This is a genomic window from Staphylococcus sp. EG-SA-10, from assembly GCF_017151945.1.
Taxonomy (GTDB): domain Bacteria; phylum Bacillota; class Bacilli; order Staphylococcales; family Staphylococcaceae; genus Staphylococcus; species Staphylococcus aureus.
Window position 1 is genome coordinate 97,349 of record NZ_JACVZJ010000004.1, and the last position, 18,862, is coordinate 116,210.

General features: G+C 35.2%; 18 protein-coding genes. All 18 read right to left on the reverse strand.

The window, feature by feature from the left end; translation table 11 throughout:
* Positions 1 to 55 precede the first annotated feature (55 nt).
* Positions 56 to 343 carry a hypothetical protein gene (locus IDG45_RS05110; protein WP_001040255.1) on the reverse strand — a complete coding sequence of 96 codons (288 nt, stop codon included), beginning with the start codon at positions 341 to 343 and terminating at the stop codon, positions 56 to 58.
* Positions 344 to 389: 46 nt separating this feature from the next.
* Positions 390 to 542, reverse strand: coding sequence for a hypothetical protein (locus IDG45_RS05115; protein ID WP_000654329.1), 153 nt, complete (start codon positions 540 to 542; stop codon positions 390 to 392).
* Positions 532 to 4,317 carry a phage tail spike protein gene (locus IDG45_RS05120; RefSeq protein WP_000582192.1) on the reverse strand — a complete coding sequence of 1,262 codons (3,786 nt, stop codon included), beginning with the start codon at positions 4,315 to 4,317 and terminating at the stop codon, positions 532 to 534. Before IDG45_RS05120 ends, IDG45_RS05115 begins: the two co-directional genes overlap by 11 nt.
* Positions 4,318 to 4,332: 15 nt before the next feature.
* Complete coding sequence (locus IDG45_RS05125) at positions 4,333 to 5,823, reverse strand: phage distal tail protein (RefSeq protein ID WP_001154327.1); 1,491 nt, start codon at positions 5,821 to 5,823, stop codon at positions 4,333 to 4,335.
* Entirely contained in the window at positions 5,823 to 10,472 is a 4,650-nt protein-coding gene (locus tag IDG45_RS05130) for a phage tail tape measure protein (RefSeq protein ID WP_054193856.1), read from the reverse strand. Before IDG45_RS05130 ends, IDG45_RS05125 begins: the two co-directional genes overlap by 1 nt.
* 55 nt (positions 10,473 to 10,527) lie before the next feature.
* Positions 10,528 to 10,650, reverse strand: a complete 123-nt coding sequence (gpGT, locus tag IDG45_RS05135; RefSeq protein WP_000570353.1) for a phage tail assembly chaperone GT — start codon at positions 10,648 to 10,650, stop codon at positions 10,528 to 10,530.
* Positions 10,651 to 10,709: 59 nt separating this feature from the next.
* Positions 10,710 to 11,156 carry a phage tail assembly chaperone G gene (gpG, locus tag IDG45_RS05140; protein WP_000442602.1) on the reverse strand — a complete coding sequence of 149 codons (447 nt, stop codon included), beginning with the start codon at positions 11,154 to 11,156 and terminating at the stop codon, positions 10,710 to 10,712.
* 64 nt (positions 11,157 to 11,220) lie between these two features.
* On the reverse strand, positions 11,221 to 12,174 hold the full coding sequence (locus IDG45_RS05145; protein ID WP_000570652.1) for a major tail protein: 954 nt from the start codon (positions 12,172 to 12,174) through the stop codon (positions 11,221 to 11,223).
* Positions 12,175 to 12,555, reverse strand: coding sequence for a hypothetical protein (locus tag IDG45_RS05150; RefSeq protein ID WP_000611452.1), 381 nt, complete (start codon positions 12,553 to 12,555; stop codon positions 12,175 to 12,177).
* Complete coding sequence (locus IDG45_RS05155) at positions 12,552 to 12,929, reverse strand: HK97-gp10 family putative phage morphogenesis protein (protein ID WP_000501244.1); 378 nt, start codon at positions 12,927 to 12,929, stop codon at positions 12,552 to 12,554. The genes IDG45_RS05150 and IDG45_RS05155 overlap by 4 nt, the downstream gene beginning before the upstream one ends.
* Entirely contained in the window at positions 12,929 to 13,264 is a 336-nt protein-coding gene (locus IDG45_RS05160; RefSeq protein WP_000975314.1) for a phage head completion protein, read from the reverse strand. Before IDG45_RS05160 ends, IDG45_RS05155 begins: the two co-directional genes overlap by 1 nt.
* Entirely contained in the window at positions 13,251 to 13,583 is a 333-nt protein-coding gene (locus IDG45_RS05165; protein ID WP_001177483.1) for a head-tail connector protein, read from the reverse strand. The genes IDG45_RS05160 and IDG45_RS05165 overlap by 14 nt, the downstream gene beginning before the upstream one ends.
* A gap of 8 nt (positions 13,584 to 13,591) precedes the next feature.
* Positions 13,592 to 13,750: a hypothetical protein gene (locus IDG45_RS05170; protein ID WP_001252099.1), complete on the reverse strand. Its 159-nt coding sequence runs from the start codon at positions 13,748 to 13,750 to the stop codon at positions 13,592 to 13,594.
* A gap of 35 nt (positions 13,751 to 13,785) precedes the next feature.
* On the reverse strand, positions 13,786 to 15,033 hold the full coding sequence (locus IDG45_RS05175) for a phage major capsid protein (protein WP_000849950.1): 1,248 nt from the start codon (positions 15,031 to 15,033) through the stop codon (positions 13,786 to 13,788).
* Positions 15,034 to 15,120: 87 nt separating this feature from the next.
* Positions 15,121 to 15,705 carry an HK97 family phage prohead protease gene (locus tag IDG45_RS05180; protein ID WP_000032525.1) on the reverse strand — a complete coding sequence of 195 codons (585 nt, stop codon included), beginning with the start codon at positions 15,703 to 15,705 and terminating at the stop codon, positions 15,121 to 15,123.
* Complete coding sequence (locus tag IDG45_RS05185; protein WP_000511067.1) at positions 15,698 to 16,948, reverse strand: phage portal protein; 1,251 nt, start codon at positions 16,946 to 16,948, stop codon at positions 15,698 to 15,700. The genes IDG45_RS05180 and IDG45_RS05185 overlap by 8 nt, the downstream gene beginning before the upstream one ends.
* 5 nt (positions 16,949 to 16,953) lie before the next feature.
* On the reverse strand, positions 16,954 to 17,154 hold the full coding sequence (locus IDG45_RS05190; RefSeq protein WP_000365300.1) for a hypothetical protein: 201 nt from the start codon (positions 17,152 to 17,154) through the stop codon (positions 16,954 to 16,956).
* 13 nt (positions 17,155 to 17,167) lie between these two features.
* Positions 17,168 to 18,862 carry a terminase large subunit gene (locus tag IDG45_RS05195; protein WP_000133304.1) on the reverse strand — a complete coding sequence of 565 codons (1,695 nt, stop codon included), beginning with the start codon at positions 18,860 to 18,862 and terminating at the stop codon, positions 17,168 to 17,170.

Here is an 18,862-nt window from a genome sequence, read left to right on the forward strand (position 1 = left end):
AACTACACCTACTTTCTAAGAAAGCTATGAGCGTAATGCTCATAACTTAGTATAGTTACATTGTTTCGCTATCAACTGATTTATCAGATGACAAGTCAGTTCTATCCACAACTTCTTTCACAACTTTCACACCGTTTTGATTGCCTGTTAATTGATATAAAAGATTTAAAGTTTCAGCAATCTTTTTAGCGTTTTCCTCAGATTTAAAATCTTGTGCATAACTTGCTGAATCGGACGTTGTAAAACTTCCTGTGAAATCTTGATATACTACACGTTCTGTACCTTCTTTGTCGATTTGTACTAAAATAAACCTTTCTGTATTGTTGATAATTTCTTTTGCCATAATTAAATGACCTCCTTAAATTTTTGTATAAAAATAGTGCTAAGGATTACTCTTCCTCAGCACATTGTTGATTTTCTTTATTTTCTTGTATATACGCTTTTAACATCGCGTTTTCTTGTGTTAACCTCATAATTTCCTGTGATAAATAATGAATTGTATATTCAGGATTAGCTTGTAATCCTTGTTTGTTATCCTTCATTCTTTGACTCCTCCAATTTCTTGATTCTTAGTTGTTGTTCTTTGATAACAGGGATAAGATGAATCCATAGACGATCATACGCTATACCTTCAATTTCTCCTTTGTCATCATACGTGACAAACTCTTTTAATCCTAAATTCTCCACCTCTTCAGCAATCAAACCTACGTATCTATCAAGTTTATAGGTGTCTTCCGATAATTTTCTATCTTCTCTCAGCTCTCTAGCTAAAATTTCAGACTCAGCTTTATCAAACCACGTTCTAATAGGTAAGTTAAGAATAGCTTTTGAATGTTCCAGTTGTTCATCTCTATCGTTATATTGATTTTCGATAGATAACTTGTATTTACGCGCTGATGTCGAACGCCCAATTGTGCCAGCAGAAGTAATATGCAAATTAGCTGCGGACGAATAAGTACGTCTATAAATTGAGTTAGAAGCTATCCTATCTCCTGCATCATCTGAACCTACAGACAGTAGGTCTGTACTCTGTATATGAATATACCTATTACCATCACGTCGTTTCAGCATATTAAATTTGCCATACCCTGCTTCGATTGTTGTATCTCCACCTGTTGCATATCGTCCATTAACAATTTGAACAAGACCTTTATTTCTTTCTTTAGAAAACCTGATACCCGCACCGTAATCATAGTTCTCATCAGAACCAAACATAATATAACCGTCACTCGAATAAGCATTATCTGCATTAGACAGCGTGAATGCAAATCGGTTTAATCCAGGCACTTTGTCTGTGTTTGGATATAAATACACCGGTGCCTGTTTGCTTTTGATATTCGATGAAGCGTAAGACTCCAGAACAACCCGATTATTATCTGACGTTAGTGCAACGACACCACCATAGGAATTGATTGTTATACCATTCATGCCACTATCACTGTAAGTTTTATCCCACCATTGAATCGTACCAGATGAACCACCGTCTTCACCTTCACCATCAATATAAGTCGAAATACCAAAATGTGACATATAAAGTGAACCGCCAGCGGTGTTATTTCTAAATCTCAGGTGACCGTCTTTCAGTCGCGTAAAAATATCGTCTGTTGAACGTTTCCCTCTCCAAGTACGTTGCACAATACCACCTAGTTCAATAGAATCATTCTGTATTTGAACATATCTGTTATTGTCACCGCCTTTAATTCCAATTCTATTAACATTGATATCAAGACCCTCTCTTGATAAATTAAGGCTGTTGACAATATCGGTTTTATCTACTTTATCTCGCATATTTTGGATAAGAAGGTTTATTTCTCTATTACCGTTAATATCAATTTTATCAGCATTTAATCTAATACCACGTGGCCCCACATTCAAAGCTTGAGCCACTCCGTTATCATCATATCTGATTGTTGTTCCATCTGTAACATTTTGAACAATCTCGTTTAATATATTTGAAAGTGTACGATTGGTTGCATTAAACTCTTCTTTAGTAGTTCTTAATTTGATTTCCTTACCATTTTGTATAATTTGAGAACCATAGCGAGTCAGTGTTTTCCTCTGTGCATCTGTGCTTTCTTTGACCTTGTTGTCTGTATAAGCATTAGCTTTCTTTTCAGCGTTTCTAGCCTTTAGTTCTGCGTTTTGTTTTGCCTCTTCAAGTTTAGCTTGAGCATCTTGTATAGCGCGTTGCTCTTCTTCCGAAATTTTACCATCAGCATACGCTTGCGATTCCTTCTCTTTAAGATCATCTTGAGCGTCAATGTATGATTTTAAAGCTTCTTGCGCTTCTTGATTTGCTTGTTCAATACTTGCTTTAATCTCAGGATTATTGGACAAATCACTTAACTGGTCATCAGTATATTGTTTTTGTTCTTCCAATCCGTTTCGATATTCGTTTAACGTAACTTTATCTTTGATTTCACCTTTTAAAGTCGTTCTCTCAGCTTCAGCAGTATCTAAACGTTCAACAATACCGTCTTTGTCTGTTTTATAGTCCGATGTTTTTACATAGTCACGTAATTGTTCTTTTGTGGATTCTCTAGCTGCTTCAATAGCTGATTTAACAACATTAGGTTCTCCGACTAACTGCAAATCTTCATTCACCGTTAAACCAAATTTTGTTGCTATTATTTCCAACGCTTCTTTATATTTTTCATCAGTGTATTGTGACTGTAATAATTTAAATCTATCTGAAATGGCGATTTTGACATCTTCTACATCTGTATAAACATCTTGTAATTTCTTTCTATACTCAAGAAATAAAGCTTGTGTATCTACCAACCGACCAATCGTTGCAGTTTCGGGTGTCATAGATTCTAAATTATTTTTAATTTGATTATAAACATCAATCACAGCGTCTAAACTTGCTTGTAAGTCCGCTTTCAAATCATTATCTACTAAGTACTCGCTATTCAGTAATTCTGTAGCTTCTGACAAAAGACTAGCGTGTTGTATAGATAAATTAATAAAAATATTGTTTAATTCACTGAATAGCGCTTTCTCTCTTGTTATACCACCTAATTTTTCAACATCATTTGGTGTTGCTTCAATCCATCGACCATTCCAATATCTACGCAAGACAGCAACATCAGGGTTACTTGTATCATACCAAAGCATATCATTGACTGGATTTTCTGGCGGTGTATCACTTTTGTGTATTTTGTGTTCAAAGTATTCTAATTCACCATCTACAACATCTTTAACTATAGTGTTGATATTGCTAATATTATCGTTTAACTTTTGATGTATTATGTTCAATCGCTTGTTAAACTCTTCTCGTAATTCTGATTCTTTGAACTCTTTAGGTTGACCGAATGTATATGTGCTATTTTCTGAAATTATGTTATATTCTTCGGCAATAACTTCTGCCTCTACATACAATGGCGGGTTAAAATCTCTATGTTTTACTCTGACTGTATCACCAATTGATATAATCTCGTGCGGATACGTAACTTCCAAATCAGTAGAAGTAATCTCATATGACATAACTGCCGACTTACGTTTATTTAACTCTGTTTTGGCTAAAGAACGCAACCGTGTTTCATTCATATTTTGATCATCTGATTGAGGTTCGTATATTCCCCAAATATAACGGGTAGGTAAGTTGAATTGACTTTGTGCTTCGTCATCAGTCACAACTAACTCTAAACGCTTTCCTTTGTCATTTTCGGGTCCCACAGCAATTAATGCTGTTTTGATTTCTGACATATCAATCTTCCTAGTTAACCCAACCAAATCTTTACCATACTCAATTTCTTTACCTTTGAATAAGCTGTTTTTCTTTTTGAGTACCACATATCTACCTTTGACGGTATTAGAACTAAGCTCTATATAAAAATCCAATACCATTTTATAGGTTGTACATAATTGCTTTAAAACTTCATATCTAGTTTGATAAGAAGTCCATGACGTAGTACGTAAGCCATCGTATTCGGTTTGTTCAGAAACTTCCCAACCTGTATCGCTCAACACATCTTTCAATGCTTCTGAAGTTGTCTTTTTCTCAAATTTGCCTGGTGCATACGGTTTAGCTGTTGTTATATCAGCAAGATAAGACGCTATACATTCTATCTCTGTGTAGCCGTCCATCGTATCTTGAACCCAGTTAATAATAAATTCACGCCATTGTTTGTTTGAATCCCTTATAATAACACGATGTCGTTCACGGAACTTTCCAGCTCTTTCTGATGATATGAGCAGTTCAAGCATTTCTGAATTGTCATTAACATTACGTTTATGAATCGCTCTAACTAAGGAAGGGTCATCAGTAGAAAGGAAATCTATAATCTTGTCGTTAAAATCTAAAACATGTATCACACTCTCATCTCCTTTCTATAAATATCTATCTTGCCATTTAACCGTCGTATCAAAGACATTTTCAGGTTGTATGATTAATTCACTGTACCCAGAATCAACATTGAAATAATTACTTCCAAACGATTTCTCGCTCAACATTGGTTCCTCATTGATGACAACACTTTTTGCTTGCATATCTATTTTCACTAAATCACCTTTTTGTATAATGACATCCCTTGCGCCTTTCGGTTTTGGTAGAATCTCCGTATTGAATGAACCTAATCCATTCATCTCCATCCACTTATAACCATTATACTTCGCACTATAGATAGCTATGATAGAAGCTGGACGCTGATAAAACTTACCGCCATCTATCCACTCTTTCTCATCCATATCAATAGGTTTACGTCTATCTGGGTCTTTAATGTGATCAAATTTCCAAGTTTTAATAGAAAATTTATTACCTACTCTTCTGAGCCGCATATAAACAACGATTCTGTCCAAGTTATACATTATCGGTTTATTCTGATAGTCGTATATCTTTTTGGGGTCTCCTTTTTGGTTATACAACGTAACAACAATATGTCCTATTTTTCTATCATGATATTTATTTTCATAACCAATAGAAGCAAGTAACTTACCATCACTATCATAAATATGTTGTGCTGTTCTTCCGGCACCTTTACCTTTTTGTTCAACAATACATTTATAGGTAATTTGAAAATCTGTCATCGCTTTAGGGAGCCCTCGTTTCGTGCCAGCACCAACCCAACCTTTTGCATCAGGAAAATTAGTTGCTTTATATCCTTCGCCAAGATTGGATATCACAAAGTCACCGCCGACCTTACCACCTAAGTCATTACTTGGAATATCTTCAGTAATCATCTTAGTCCAACCTTTGAAATCACGAAACTCACTATGATAAACAGGAGGCATGTAATCCTTAACTTCTTTGGTTACCTCATCATCACCAACCATAAAATAATCTTCATCATTTTTAGTGATCATAAAGTAACTAGATGGTTTAATTGCTCGGGCTTCAACAATTAAAGGAGTGTCAGCAGTCCCACTATTTACAACTGAAACTTGGTCTGAAATCGCGGTGTTTTTGTTTCCAGTTACCGAGTATTTATAAGGATCTGTTAACACTACTTTTATAGTGAACTTCACTGAACCTCTTGGGTTTTTCGGTAATTTTAATGGACCATCAAAATATGCAAACCAATACCAGTTTTGAGATTTGAATTTAAGTTTTTTAGGTGTTAAATCTTTAATATTGAAGAACTTGACCAATGCTTCTAATATATCATCGTGTGTTTTTTCTCCACCTGGTGACAATTTTTCGTTTCGAATAATTAATGGTAAATCAAATTCGATATCATTTAAATAACGATTCTTAACAATAGATCCCGCTCTACCTTTTACGTTTTCTTTTTCAGTAACAAAATTAAAAGAGGGTATCTCGAACCCTCTTTGCACAACCAGCCATCCAATTGTTTTATTGTCTATTTGAATTGTATCTTGCATTAGATTATCGTGCCTCCTCTTCTAAATCTAACTCTTGTAGATTCGTGACGCTCTCGTTTATCGATAGAATTATTTACCTCATCTTCAAACACATACTTATTAATAACTGGTTCGTAATCCTTATCTGCAATAACTTGATTAGACTCAACCAAACTAACCAAACAATTAATAACCGCATCCAGTTTATTCTCCAATGTATGAATATAGTTTGTATCACTATTACTTATACTTGGATTTGGTAAGTTGTTTGGTCGCTTATTTTTAGAGCGGTTATCAATATCGTTAGCAGCTAAAGCTAATAATTTGTGTGCTTCGTTCGCTCTACTTGGATCAGTAGGTATTATCCACTCTGGATATCCTTCTTCCCCTAAGTGATACAATCCGTTATAGACTTTGCCACCAGTAGCATATGCGTAATCACCAGCGCGTTTGAACGCAGCTCTCCATGAGCCTGTTCTTGGTACCCATTTACCCACAATATATCTCATAGCCGATATAGCTTGATGAGTTGGGTTGAGAGGGTTATTGTAACCCGACTTTGCGTACGCTCTAAATGAAGGATCTATCATTTGGAACATACCTCTTGAAGGTATACCAGCTCTTGCGTTGCTATCCCAATTATTGACTGCATTAGCTGTATAATTGGATTCACGACTCGCAACACGCATCATCTCGTTAGTAATCCAACTCGCCTTATACCTTCCTCCTAAAATATTTTGAGCAGCCTTAATAGCTCGTCTAGCATTAGCTGCACCATTACCATCGGGTGTACTTTTGCCGCCCCCATTATTCTTTCTTAACCACGGTAACGGGTCTCTATGTCTTCCATTCCAACGCATCTCATAATGTACGTGAGGTCCTGTACTAAACCCCGTATTCCCCGATATACCAACAGTCTGGCCGACCCTAACTTGTTGACCAGTTTTAACTTTATATTTAGATAAATGTGCATAAATAACTTCTAAGGTGCCCTTTACAATTTTCACCCATTTTCCATAACCACCATTATGAAAAGGCATAACTTGTGCTCTACCATTAATGGTTGATGGAACAGGTTCGTAAATGTAATCAAAATCCAGACCTTCATGGAATGGGCGTCCGGTTTCTCGTGTATAAGCAGCAGTGTGACCGTATAAGTAACGTAATTTACTCATATCTAATACACCGCCATCACCCGACTCTGCGAAAGCATCCTCAAGCCACTTGATTGCACTTTTCTTAATCTTAGACCATGCAGCTTTTGTTATATCGCCAGCAATACCCATACCTTTAGTTAGAGAACTGAAATCAACTCCAAACGCTTGAAGTACATAATTTAAAAGTTTGCCTGGATTATCGATAAAGTCCATGACATCATCAACTTTATCGCCAAGCCACTTTGTACCTTTACCTATTTGATCTTTTGTCCAGTTAAATGCCGATGATGCACCGGATTTAATATCTTTCCACATAGTACCTATGCTAAATCTTGGAAGCGTTCCATTTAACATTGAATAAGTTTGTGCGCCGTTATATACTTTTGAACCTTTAGGTAAGTACGCTGTCGTATCTGTATTAGGCGTAAGTACCCGTTTGCCATTAGGGAATTCAATCATTTCATTTCTGAAACCATTCGGACCATTTCCACGTCCTTTATCCCCAACCGTAGCGAACGTATCCCGCGCAATCTTACCGTTCTTAACTAATCTTGTAGTAGTATGCGTATGTTCAGTACCAGTGTGTAACTTCGGTATTTTGTCCATACCCAACTTACCACCGACCCAGTTTAAACCTTCAATTAATTTATTAAGACCTCTTTTAACAGCGTCTACCATACCACCGATATGATCTTTAATTTTACCAATGATAGATTTTAAACCGTCACGCATGCTTCCAAAGATGTTACGTACTCTATCCCATAAGCGACCAGCTATACCTACAGTGTTATCTTTAATAGAGTTCCAGATGTTTGACATCCAATTTCTTAATTTAGTAAATATATCTTTCGTCGCATTCCATAAACTTGTGAATTTAGACCTTGCACCCGTAAATAACGAATGAGCCTTGCCGACGGTATTGCTTTTGATATTATTCCACGTACTAGATAACCAGTTTTTCATATTAGTGAAAATAGATTTAACACTATTGAATAAGAAACCAAAAATACTTTTCGTCGCATTCCAAATTGCCGATAAAGATTTTGTAAAGATACCTTTGATAACACTCCAGATACCGGATATTAAACCTTTAAGTAATCCACCAAAGTATCTCACTACACCTAGAATTTTACCTACAAACCACAGTTGTATTAAATTCCAAATTAACTGCACAGTACCTTTCAGTATCATTACAATGCCGTCCCAAACGCCTCGCCAGTTTCCTGTGAAAAGACTAGAGAACACTTTGATAATACCCAAAATAATATTAATAGCCCCTTGTATTACACCTTTGATATTTTCCCAAGTGCTGACAATCAAAGCTTTAACCGCCGGCCAAATAAATTGCATCACTTGCCAAATCGCAAACATGATTGGTTTAATAATAAAGTTAAAAATAAATTCAAAGGTTGCTTTAATGAAACCAGCTATATTTTGCAAAGCTTGTGTTATTTCTGAGCCGTTCTCTTTCCAGAAAGAGGCTAATTGAGCGCCTATCTCTTTGGCGAAACCAACGATTGCATCAACTACTTTAAAGAAAGTTGTTCTAATCGTATTAACTACATTTTGTATTCCTGCTACAGTTTCGGGTGGAAATATCTTCTCTAGGGTAACCGCGCCTTTACTATCACCTTTGAATAAATCAAAGAAACCTTGTAACGCTAGTTTAGCTGCTTTAAATGCGTTTGCTACACCAGAGATTGCCTGATTTACAATATTTCTAAAAGTTTCTGAACGTTTATAAGCTTGATAGAAAGCTATGCCAATACCAACTAATGCACCTACAATTAATGTTATAGGTAACGTTAAACTTGATATCGACACACCTAAAATCGGAAATAGTTTAACAAGTGATGCGATTTTAGTTCTTAAAAGCGCGAATAAACCACCAGCTTTATTAACGTTTATTAACAAGGGTCCTAAAACTGTCATTGCATTCCCCATCACGCTGATAAATAAACCGAACATAAAAACTAAAGGACCTAAAACTGCTGCAAATAATCCAAACCCAACAACCGCTAATTGAATTGACGTTGGTAATTTAGTAACCCATGTCACTACTTTGCTAAAAGCACTTACTATAATCTTTAGTGCTGGTTCTATTCTGTCATAAATCGTTAAGGCTAGTTCTTCTAATTGCGACCTTAAAGTTCTTAATTTCCCACCTAAACCAGATTCCATTGTATCGGCCATTCTTTTAGATGCGCCGGTAGATGAATCTATAGATTTGGTTAACTTTTGATAGTCTTCATCAGAAGCATTTATAATCGCTAATGCTCCTGACATCGCTTCTTTACCAAATATTGTAGCTGCAGAACTAGCTTGTTGGTCTTTTGAAAGATGTTTAAATTTTTCCCTCAGTTGGTCTAAAAGCTTTCGCATAGGAATCATTTTCCCATTACTATCTGTAATAGATATTCCTAAGCGTTCCATTTCATTCCCCATAGCTCTAGTTGGACTTGAAAGATTGGTGAACATTGTTCGTAACGCTGTACCTGCTTTTTCACCTTTGATACCAGCATTACTCATTAAACCTATCGCAATAGATGTATCTTCAATCGTGTAACCTAACGCACCTGCTACAGGAGCGACATATTTAAAAGCTTCTCCGAGCCCTCTAACATCCGTATTTGCCTTCGAGCTAGTTTGTGCTAAAATGTCCGCAAAATGACCACTATCCTTTGCTTTTAAACCGAATGCCGTTAGTCCATCTGTAACAATGTCACTTACTGCTCCCAGTTCTTCGCCAGATGCTGCCGCTAAATCCATAACTCCGCTTAAACCTTCCATCATTTGCTTAGAATCCCAACCAGCAAGTGCCATGTAATTTAATGCTTCAGCCGAATCTGATGCACTAAATTTTGTTGTTGCACCCATTTCGCGAGCCTTTTTCTTCAAAGCTTCAAACTCTTCCCCAGTAGCACCTGAAGTTGCTTTAACTTTTCTCATACTGTCATCGAATTCAATACCTTTTTTAGCTGCTACAGCAAACCCAGCAACCACCGGCGCAGTTACATACATAGTCATGTTACGGCCTACATTTTTCATACTGTTACCAATTTCTTGAAGTTTAGGACCAAAATTATTAAAGTTGGTACCAAGTTTTCCCATTGCAGTATTTAATGCTTTCTGCTCTCTTTGCATGTCTTTTAATTCTTGTGTGGCTTGATTTAACTCTCGCTCATATTGGTTTAATTTAGCGTAAGCTTCATTGTATTTAGCAGCCGCAGCTTGTGTCTTTGCACTGTTTTCACCAGTTTCTTTACTAAGTTTGTCATAACTATCTTTCAGCTCTTTAGTAATCTGGGCTTGAACTTTTTGTTTTTTACTCAAACCTTCGACTTTTATCTTCGACTTTTCTAATGAATTATCATATCTAGAAAATTGTGATAAATTAGCCGAAAGCTCACGCGAAACCATTTTCATTTGCCTATTTAAACCTGTCACACCTCTATTGAATCCAGAACCATCTAAATCAACCTTTATGACCATATTACCTATAGGATTAGGCATTTAAAAACCTCCTTTCTTCCAAGATGTAAATAAAAAATCAACCTTTAAAGGCTGATTAAAAAATATCTTTAAAACTTTTCGCAGTTCGCTTTGTTTCAATCTTCGATTCGACAATGTCTAAAAAGAAGTGTATCGGCATGTTAGCCACTTTTTCTGCATCCATGCCTTTTTCTATCAAATCTTTAGCTATTTTCCTGTAATTGTTGTAGACAGCTTCAGGTGTTAAATCTTCTTTTCTTATTTCTGATTCTCTGTCACGAACTTTTTTGTATCGCTAGGTTCCCCACCTGTAATTCGTCCAATTAACTGTCCAATCTTTTCAATACCTTCTTGACCATTTGGTAATCCTTTTTGAAGTTCTATACTGGTAAATTGATTATCAAAAGCTTCAACGATGAAATCCAAAACTTCTTCTAATACTTCCATTTGTACAGCCATGTTGTTTTCGTATTCTTCTTGCTTGTTTCTGTATTCTTCCTGTTCTGTCACACTTAAGTTATTAAATTCTTCTTCTGTTAGATCTTTAAAATCAGCCCCCTTAAAGGCTTTGTTAAGTTTCAAACCTAATTTTGAACCTTGAATTGTTTCAAACAAAGTAATAATCGGCTTCGCTAAATACTTTTGATATTGCGGCTTTCCTGTTTTTGTAAATCCTGTAATTAATTCAATTGATGTACGTTCCATTATTAAATTCCTACTTTCTTTTTAATTTGGCCAAAATAAAAAGAGGGCGTTAAGCCCTCAAAACTTACATTTCTAAATTAGATTGTACTGTAATTTGCACAGTATCAGTTTGCTTTCCTGCAGTCGCTGTAACGGTCGCATTACCTTCCGCCAAACCTTTAACGAGGCCAGTTGATGTTACGCTAGCATACGTTTGCCCCTCAGTCACTGCATAAGTTACTTTCTGTCCAGATGGTTCGGTTGTGGCTGATAGTTGTTTAGTAGCATCAACTTTAACTGTAACTTGTTCATCAGTGACGTTTACAGAAGTGACTTCAACTTTTTCTGTTTTTTTCATTTCTTTTTCTACAGGTTCCATATTTTGTTCTCCTCGACTAGACATGAATTCATCATAAGTTTTACCAAATGTTTCCATGAATACATAATCGCGCCCTGTAGTGCTTCCTTTTTTATCATAGCCAGTAACATGCGAGCTCTCATCAAACAAACGATCAATAAAATTGCCTTCTACGTCGTCATTCTGGAATTCAACTTTATCTTGTTTTGTTTGCCCTTTGATGCTTGAACGAGTGAATTTACCTTTGAACAAGCCAACCCATTCTGAAGACTCATCATGATTACGTCTTTCAAATACAATCGCTACATCTGGCGGGATATCCTTAGCTCCATATTTATAACCACCTACACCTTTTTTAGCGCCATTCAAGAACGCCTTATCGTCAGCAGGAACAGTAACAAATGTTGTCTTAACACTTAGTTTACCATTAGATACAGCAGTTGCTGCGACCATATCATCCCCATAATCTTCCTCGGTATCTTGTGGACGGTCTACTTCAATTTCTTTTAAGAAACGAATACGTGTGCCAGCTCCAGTTTCCCATTCATTTTCTGTATCTTTTAAAATAGGTGCATAATAAAAGTTTGATACCCCAATTGCGATACCCGAAACTCCTGTATCTGCAAAATGTTGTAAGTTTAATTTTAAAAATCTTGGTGCTTGTTTCAATTTTTCAATCATTTAATTTTCCTCCAATTTCATTGATAAAATCGAGCCTTTTGCTCTTATAATATGTCTGAATGACATGACGTCACTCTCGTATAACGGTTCTCTGTAATAACATTGAAAATTTATCACTTTGAGTAACTCAACAATTTTTTCTGCTTGCTCGTTCGGTTCATCTTGAGACCACCAAACATCAATTTGGTAATGGTATTCTCTTGAAATCTCGTTATCATCAGCGTATGTGTCAGGATTGAACGGTAAGGGATATATACGAATAATAGGCTTGTCAGTTTTTTCGTGAAAATGGTCATCTATAGTGTAGTTAAACACATTCACTTCATCTGTAATGTTATTTGCAATAATAGCGTTTCTAATTAATTTGGTAACATTAATCATTTTTGCAACCTCTTAGCAGTATCAAGCATTGTTTTTAAAACTTTGTTTTTCCCTTGCTTTTCTGTTTTTGTTATAAACAATTGTGGTTTTTGGTACATTGTTCCAAATTCTGTTGCATGAATACGATGTGAGACACCTTTAGCGTAACCAATTGTAACGATTTTCTCACTTGTGTGTCTGTCTGTTTTCACATTAGAAACAGCTATGTGATCGCGAGCATGCTTTTTAGTATTCGCAAAAGGTGTATTACTTTTTAAAAGCGGGACTAATGACATAGCCCCAGCTTTGACAATTACATTACTATTTAAATTCATTTTTAAAACTGCATTTTTCAAACCTTGTTCGATGTTATTACTTTCAATTCTTGCCCCCATTAAATGACCACCTCGCCATAGATACGCAAATAAGATTTATCTTGATAATCTGGCTTTACATATTTGATGTTAAATCTTTGCCCTTCATGCAAGACGTAATGCTTATTTGTTGGTTTATAATCACCTCGTGTATCTCTGATAATAATAGTTTTAATGAATTTGCTACCTGTATTGAGATTCGTTTGAGTGTCGGATTCTTTAGATTCTTGAATGCAAGCGAAACAAGAGTATAATATTTTCGTCTTCGGTTTCATCGGATTTCCGTTCACTCTCTCGCTTACATCTTCACAAAAATCTATACGTTCATTTAATTTATTGGAATTAAATTTCATCATTTTCACTCTCCAAAAATTGCTCAAATGAACCTCTCAATTTATGCACCGTACTTAAAACCATATGTGGCGCAAGCGATAAATCCCTATCCAAATAAGCAATACGGTTTTCAAAATAGTAACTTGCTAAAGGGTATATAGCACGAGCAAATAGAGGATGACTTTTAAACCAATCAATATATTTACTTGGTTCATCCGTAACAGCGCTAGCTATTTCATGGAATGCCCAAGAGTAATATATTTCTAATAAGTCGTCCTCTGAATTGTGATCTATTTTGCAATGCTTTTTTAATAACTTAAGTTCCTCAGCTGTTAATTGCATTCAATCACCTATTCTTCTTTTACTCTTTCAAGTATTACTCCATGCTCTTTCAGCTTTTTGTTAACATATTCAGCACGTTTTACTGTCATTTCAACACGTTTACCTGACTTTAAATACTGGCCTTTTTCCAAGTCAGTATAAGATTTCTTCACTTCATACATTGCCATAGTTTATCACCTCTTTATAAAGTATCGAGCGCTTATTATGCTTCTAAGCCAAGATCGCCTTCACCGCGTTCACTATCATCATATTCAATCACAATTGCTGATTTATAATCTAGAATTCTACAGTCTTGACGTACAGCAATCATTAAACATTCTCCGAAATGCATGTAGTCAGTCCATGATGCTTGGTATTGAGAGCGGTCAAATAAAACAATCGCATCTTTTAAGTTACCGATAATCAAAGTGTTATTACCTTTTTGCCCTAGTACTTCATCAGGTAAAATTTCGATTTTAGCTCCTAATAAACGCTGTTGCGTTTTTTCTTTAACATCTGGTTGGATTAAATAGTTTCCTAGCTTATCTTTCATTTTGTCTAATTTTGCAAACATAGTTTGCGAAACAATCGCAACATTATGTTCGTAATTTGGTTTAACATTCAGGTTAATAGCATCTTTAATATCATCTAAAGATTTTGCTTTTTTAACTTCTAATTTCTTGCCTTCTTTTTCAAAACCTGAACTTGTAGAACCCGTTGATCCTTTAGTGATAACATCAATAATTGCTTTGTTTCGTGTTGCTGCAATAGTTCGCGCCATCCATAGTTTCAATTCTTGCAAAACATTCACTTTTGCATCTTCGATTGCTTCACGTGAAATTCGGAAGTAACCACGGTGTGTATTAATGTCATATGCTAATTGGAAGAATGGTTTAACTGCTAATTCAGGGTTTTCTTCTAATTCTTCAACTTTTTCAAGGGCTGCAACTTCTGATTGTCGTACTACCGGATATTTACCAGAACCATTTGTAACACGTTTGACCGTCACATACTTATCAAGATTAAACTCAACCTCTTTTAATTTTAAAATATCTGTAACAATTTCCTCTGGAATAACTACAAATCCTGAGTCTGTTTTTAACGAACCACCTTGAATATCATTGCGTGTTTCAAGATATTCAGTAAAATCTCTAACTTCTTGTGATGTTACCTTTGTGTTTTGAATCGAAATACCTAAATCATTAATGTTTGCTTGGTTTCGATAAGTACGTGCTTCGTTTACTTCCACTGATTGTTGATTGTTTTCTGAAGTTCCATCTTTTTCTTTTAGCTTATCTAATTCTTCTTGTTTTTCTTGGATTTGAGAACGTAAATCAGTAATTTCTTGTTCTAATTTTTCTGCTTTTTCTAACTCATCGTTATTAAGTGCTCTCGTTGCATACTTCACCTTTAAATCAATTTGTCTTTTAATGTCTGAAATCTCAGATTGTAACTCTTCTTTTGTTTTCATTTAATTTCCTCCTAAAATTGGCATAAAAAAATAGACATCGCTATATTCAGCATGTCCAATGGCTGTATTTGATAATGGTGTTCAACTTCACCAAATATTATTTAATATAGAGTGTTTCTTTAGTCTTATTTCTAATTCTTTTTTACGTTGTTCTTTTTTAACGGTTTCAATACTACGTAATGCTGGTTTAACATCAGTGTCTTTGTAAGCCGGATAAGTCACTACAGAAACATCTGTAAGTTCACGAATTGCTGTTAAAGTACGTTTGTAAATGTTTTCTTGTTCATCAAAACGCACTTCATCGCCTTTATCGTCAAGCATAAAACCAAACGAACATTGATTGATGTTGCCTACACGCATGTTCTCATATAAATCACGTGCAAATGTTGTGTTTGGTAACTTACAACGATATTTAAGTCCAACATCATCAGTTTCGAGCTCCAAAGTACCCGATTTTGTCCTACCAATTATTTGCGATGGGATATGATCTACTAAACAACGCACATCAGATAAATCAGTGTTTTCTAAAGCGCGACGTGAAATCGTTTCTTTGAATCCACCAAGATTTTCAGACCAAGTGTCAAACTTTAACGCATACCCCTCTATGACCATTTCGTTGTTATCATTTGAGCGTACCTCAATAATGTTGCCAACTCTCGTTTCCTTACTCATTTTCCTCACCACCTTTCAATTTTTTATCAGTAGCTCTCGATTTATTCATCTGATACTCATCTACAAGTTCAATATTTACATGGTTTAAATCGACTCTGTGAATGCTACCATTACCGCCTGGTATTGGCGCTAATCCATCACGTTGTCTAATTTCATCGATATTCATCTTTCCAGAATCAATGTTAATTTTGTCAATTTCAGCTTGTGTTTTTTCATCAACAACTCGTATTTCAGTGGTATCAAATTTAAATTCACGATTCACATATTCATCATTAAACTTAAAATTCAATTCTGCACAAACGCATGTAATATAAGGTTTTAAAGTTGATAAGTAATCTAAATTAGCATCCGTGATACTCATGTTCGCTGTTTCTATGCCGAACTTATGCAATGGAATACCAAATACACCTGCTATTTCTCTTGTTGATGATTTGTTTTCTCTGATAAGCTTTAAAACTTCTGTATCAACTTCTAATTGATCAAACGTCATTGATTCATCGAGTACGACAACTTTCCCAGCTTGTTTAGTTCCACTAAAACTTTTGTGAAATTCTTCTCTGGCACGGTCTCTTGCTTTTTTATTATCTAATACACCTTTCATTTTCAAAATACCACCAGCATGTGTGCCATTTCGCAAGAAATTATTAAGGAAATCTTTTCCATTGTTATCTGATTCTATCGTGCGACTTAATGTGTCTAACAGTGACAAACCATTTATACCATCCAACGAATAAAATTTGATGTCTAGCATATCCTCAAACTTAACATTACGTTCTATATTATTTCCGTTACTGTCTATCCTTTGATGAAAATAATACAGTCGACCTCTTGCGTCTGATTTCAATTCTATTTCGGATGTCTTTCTGAACGTTAAATTCATAGGTTCTCCTGTTTTATCACGTGTAATTTCAATATAGCCGTGCGATGTTAGTAAGGCACTAACAAACACTACTAATTTGAATATATAGCCGTTATACATTGGGTTAGGACGTGTATTTAACAAATTAACAATCCTGTCACTATAATTAATTTGGCCGTTCACTGTCACCCTAATTGGCATGCGCGCCAAATCAGAAGCAATCATCATAACTGCAGTAAAGATGTCGCTATGCCTAATTGCTTCTATATCTTTATATTGTCGTAATTTTGTTCCTTGAAAACCTGGCAAAGTTTGAACCATCATTTGCAAATCATCTTCGTTGTATTGCAAGTCTCGTTTTTCATTTTTATAAAAAATCCCCACAACTACTAACTCCTTTCTTGATTGCTTTCGTGATTTAAAATCAACGAAATAACAATCAGTGTTATACCAATGCATAAAAGTCCTATATTTTGACCGAATGCTTTATACACAGAAACATTAACCACAAACAAACCTAATAAAAAAAGGATGCTAACCAAATTAGCAACCAAGAAATTAAAAAAGACATTTATTTTATTCAAGTCCATTTTGTCACCACCTTTAAAATCCGAATTCTTCGCTTTCATATTTCTCCGTCCAATTTTCTTGGAATTCGTGCATTCTAGCTTCAGTGAAAGCTGTGATAATCGAAATAATCGGATCTATTTTTTGACGATTCATTTTTTTATTTATTTTCACATTGTCTTCTCCGTCACGAATCAAAACGGCATTATTAACTGATGTTGTAAGTAACATATTATCGTTATGCTGTATTCTTTCATCTGCAACCCACATTCTAAATTCTTTAATAGATTGTGATAACGCCTTAAAACTTTGTCCCACTTCAATGAGTGGCCAATCTAAAGCCATTGATTCGATTGTTGTTATAAAACTTTGCGCATTCCAAGGGTCATAGCAAACAGCCTGTACATTCAGGTCATGCGTCGTTATAAATTTCACTATAAAATCGATAACTTGTTTATAATCAATCATGCCGCTATCTGATTGTGTAGTCTCAGCTTCGCCACGTTCAATCGCTAATTCATAATTTATTTTGTCTCTCTTAGATTTTTGTTCTAAGTTTGTTCTTAATCCAATGAAAGAATGACTATGTAAAAACACTTTTTTATCGTCGTTAGGGAAAATAAACCCTACAGATGTTAAGTCATCCAATCTCGATAAGTCGACACCTATATACACATCTTTACCATTGATATTAGGCATAGGCGTTATTACTTGTTCCCAATCTGAAATATCTAGCAAGCTATCTTCTCTTTGCGCTTGCCATAAATTGAAGTTTTTAATCAAAATCTTATGATATGATGTCCCTTTTTCTAATTCGTCTTGTATATCAGCTTTTACATTTTGAAGTATAGTTTTTCTATGTTCTTTTGATTCTAAAAGCGGCATTGCTTTAATCCACTTTGTTTCATCTTGAACTTCTTCTTGTGAATCCATTTCAGCACAATATACAAAGTAATTATCAGCTCTTACTTCTTCATTTAAAATACGTTTAATATACTTATACTCTTGGTACATTTGACTATTTAAATTGTCTCCGGCCGTTGAAACAAGTAGGGTTAAAGGATTTTTTTGTAATGTCATACCTGTTTTAAACCTTGAGTACATCTCATCATCAGGCATACTTGCCAATTCGTCCAAAATAGCAACTGTAGGATCTTTACCATCAACCGCATCTGGGTTATTGGAAAGAGGTGCAAATACTGAACTACTTAATACATCTTCAATGTCTGTCTTTCTTACGTCTGTTTTTTCACGGATAAACTTGCTTTTACTTCGCATTAGGTTTACTTGTTGGCTTGCCATCTTGAATATTGTTTGCGCTTGCTTATAAGTAGATGAAGCTACATAAATTTGTCTATTAAATTTAGGGTATTGTCCAAACAACAGTTCGTTAACGGACATTCCCGATACGATTAGAGACTTACCTTGTTTTCTAGCCATACTTATATAAGCTTTAGTAAACATTCTGTATTGACCTCTACGCCAGCCGTATAAGCTCCCAACAATGAATTTCTGAAACTCCATAAGAGGCATGGGCTGGTTTGTTTTAGGGTCTGGAAGCATTTCCACAAATTTAATTGCTTTGTTAGACAAATGATTATCCCAATGGCAACCATTCGGCGGGTTCTCCATAAAAGATAGGTGACGTTTACATACTTGAATATTCTTCAAACTTGCCAAAATTTCTCCTGAAACTACCTTTTTTGCGTATTTAGTAACATAATCAGTCAT

Excerpts from the sequence above, each read along its gene's own strand:
- IDG45_RS05110 (WP_001040255.1), bottom strand. The coding sequence starts at position 343 with ATGGCAAAAGAAATTATCAACAATACAGAAAGGTTTATTTTAGTACAA.
- IDG45_RS05160 (WP_000975314.1), bottom strand. The coding sequence starts at position 13,264 with ATGATGAAATTTAATTCCAATAAATTAAATGAACGTATAGATTTTTGT.
- IDG45_RS05155 (WP_000501244.1), bottom strand. The coding sequence starts at position 12,929 with ATGGGGGCAAGAATTGAAAGTAATAACATCGAACAAGGTTTGAAAAAT.
- gpG (WP_000442602.1), bottom strand. The coding sequence starts at position 11,156 with ATGGAACGTACATCAATTGAATTAATTACAGGATTTACAAAAACAGGA.
- IDG45_RS05165 (WP_001177483.1), bottom strand. The coding sequence starts at position 13,583 with ATGCAATTAACAGCTGAGGAACTTAAGTTATTAAAAAAGCATTGCAAA.
- IDG45_RS05145 (WP_000570652.1), bottom strand. The coding sequence starts at position 12,174 with ATGATTGAAAAATTGAAACAAGCACCAAGATTTTTAAAATTAAACTTA.
- IDG45_RS05115 (WP_000654329.1), bottom strand. The coding sequence starts at position 542 with ATGAAGGATAACAAACAAGGATTACAAGCTAATCCTGAATATACAATT.
- IDG45_RS05150 (WP_000611452.1), bottom strand. The coding sequence starts at position 12,555 with ATGATTAATGTTACCAAATTAATTAGAAACGCTATTATTGCAAATAAC.
- IDG45_RS05195 (WP_000133304.1), bottom strand. The coding sequence starts at position 18,862 with ATGACTGATTATGTTACTAAATACGCAAAAAAGGTAGTTTCAGGAGAA.
- IDG45_RS05190 (WP_000365300.1), bottom strand. The coding sequence starts at position 17,154 with ATGGACTTGAATAAAATAAATGTCTTTTTTAATTTCTTGGTTGCTAAT.
- IDG45_RS05170 (WP_001252099.1), bottom strand. The coding sequence starts at position 13,750 with ATGGCAATGTATGAAGTGAAGAAATCTTATACTGACTTGGAAAAAGGC.
- IDG45_RS05125 (WP_001154327.1), bottom strand. The coding sequence starts at position 5,823 with ATGCAAGATACAATTCAAATAGACAATAAAACAATTGGATGGCTGGTT.
- IDG45_RS05180 (WP_000032525.1), bottom strand. The coding sequence starts at position 15,705 with ATGAGTAAGGAAACGAGAGTTGGCAACATTATTGAGGTACGCTCAAAT.
- IDG45_RS05130 (WP_054193856.1), bottom strand. The coding sequence starts at position 10,472 with ATGCCTAATCCTATAGGTAATATGGTCATAAAGGTTGATTTAGATGGT.
- IDG45_RS05175 (WP_000849950.1), bottom strand. The coding sequence starts at position 15,033 with ATGAAAACAAAAGAAGAGTTACAATCTGAGATTTCAGACATTAAAAGA.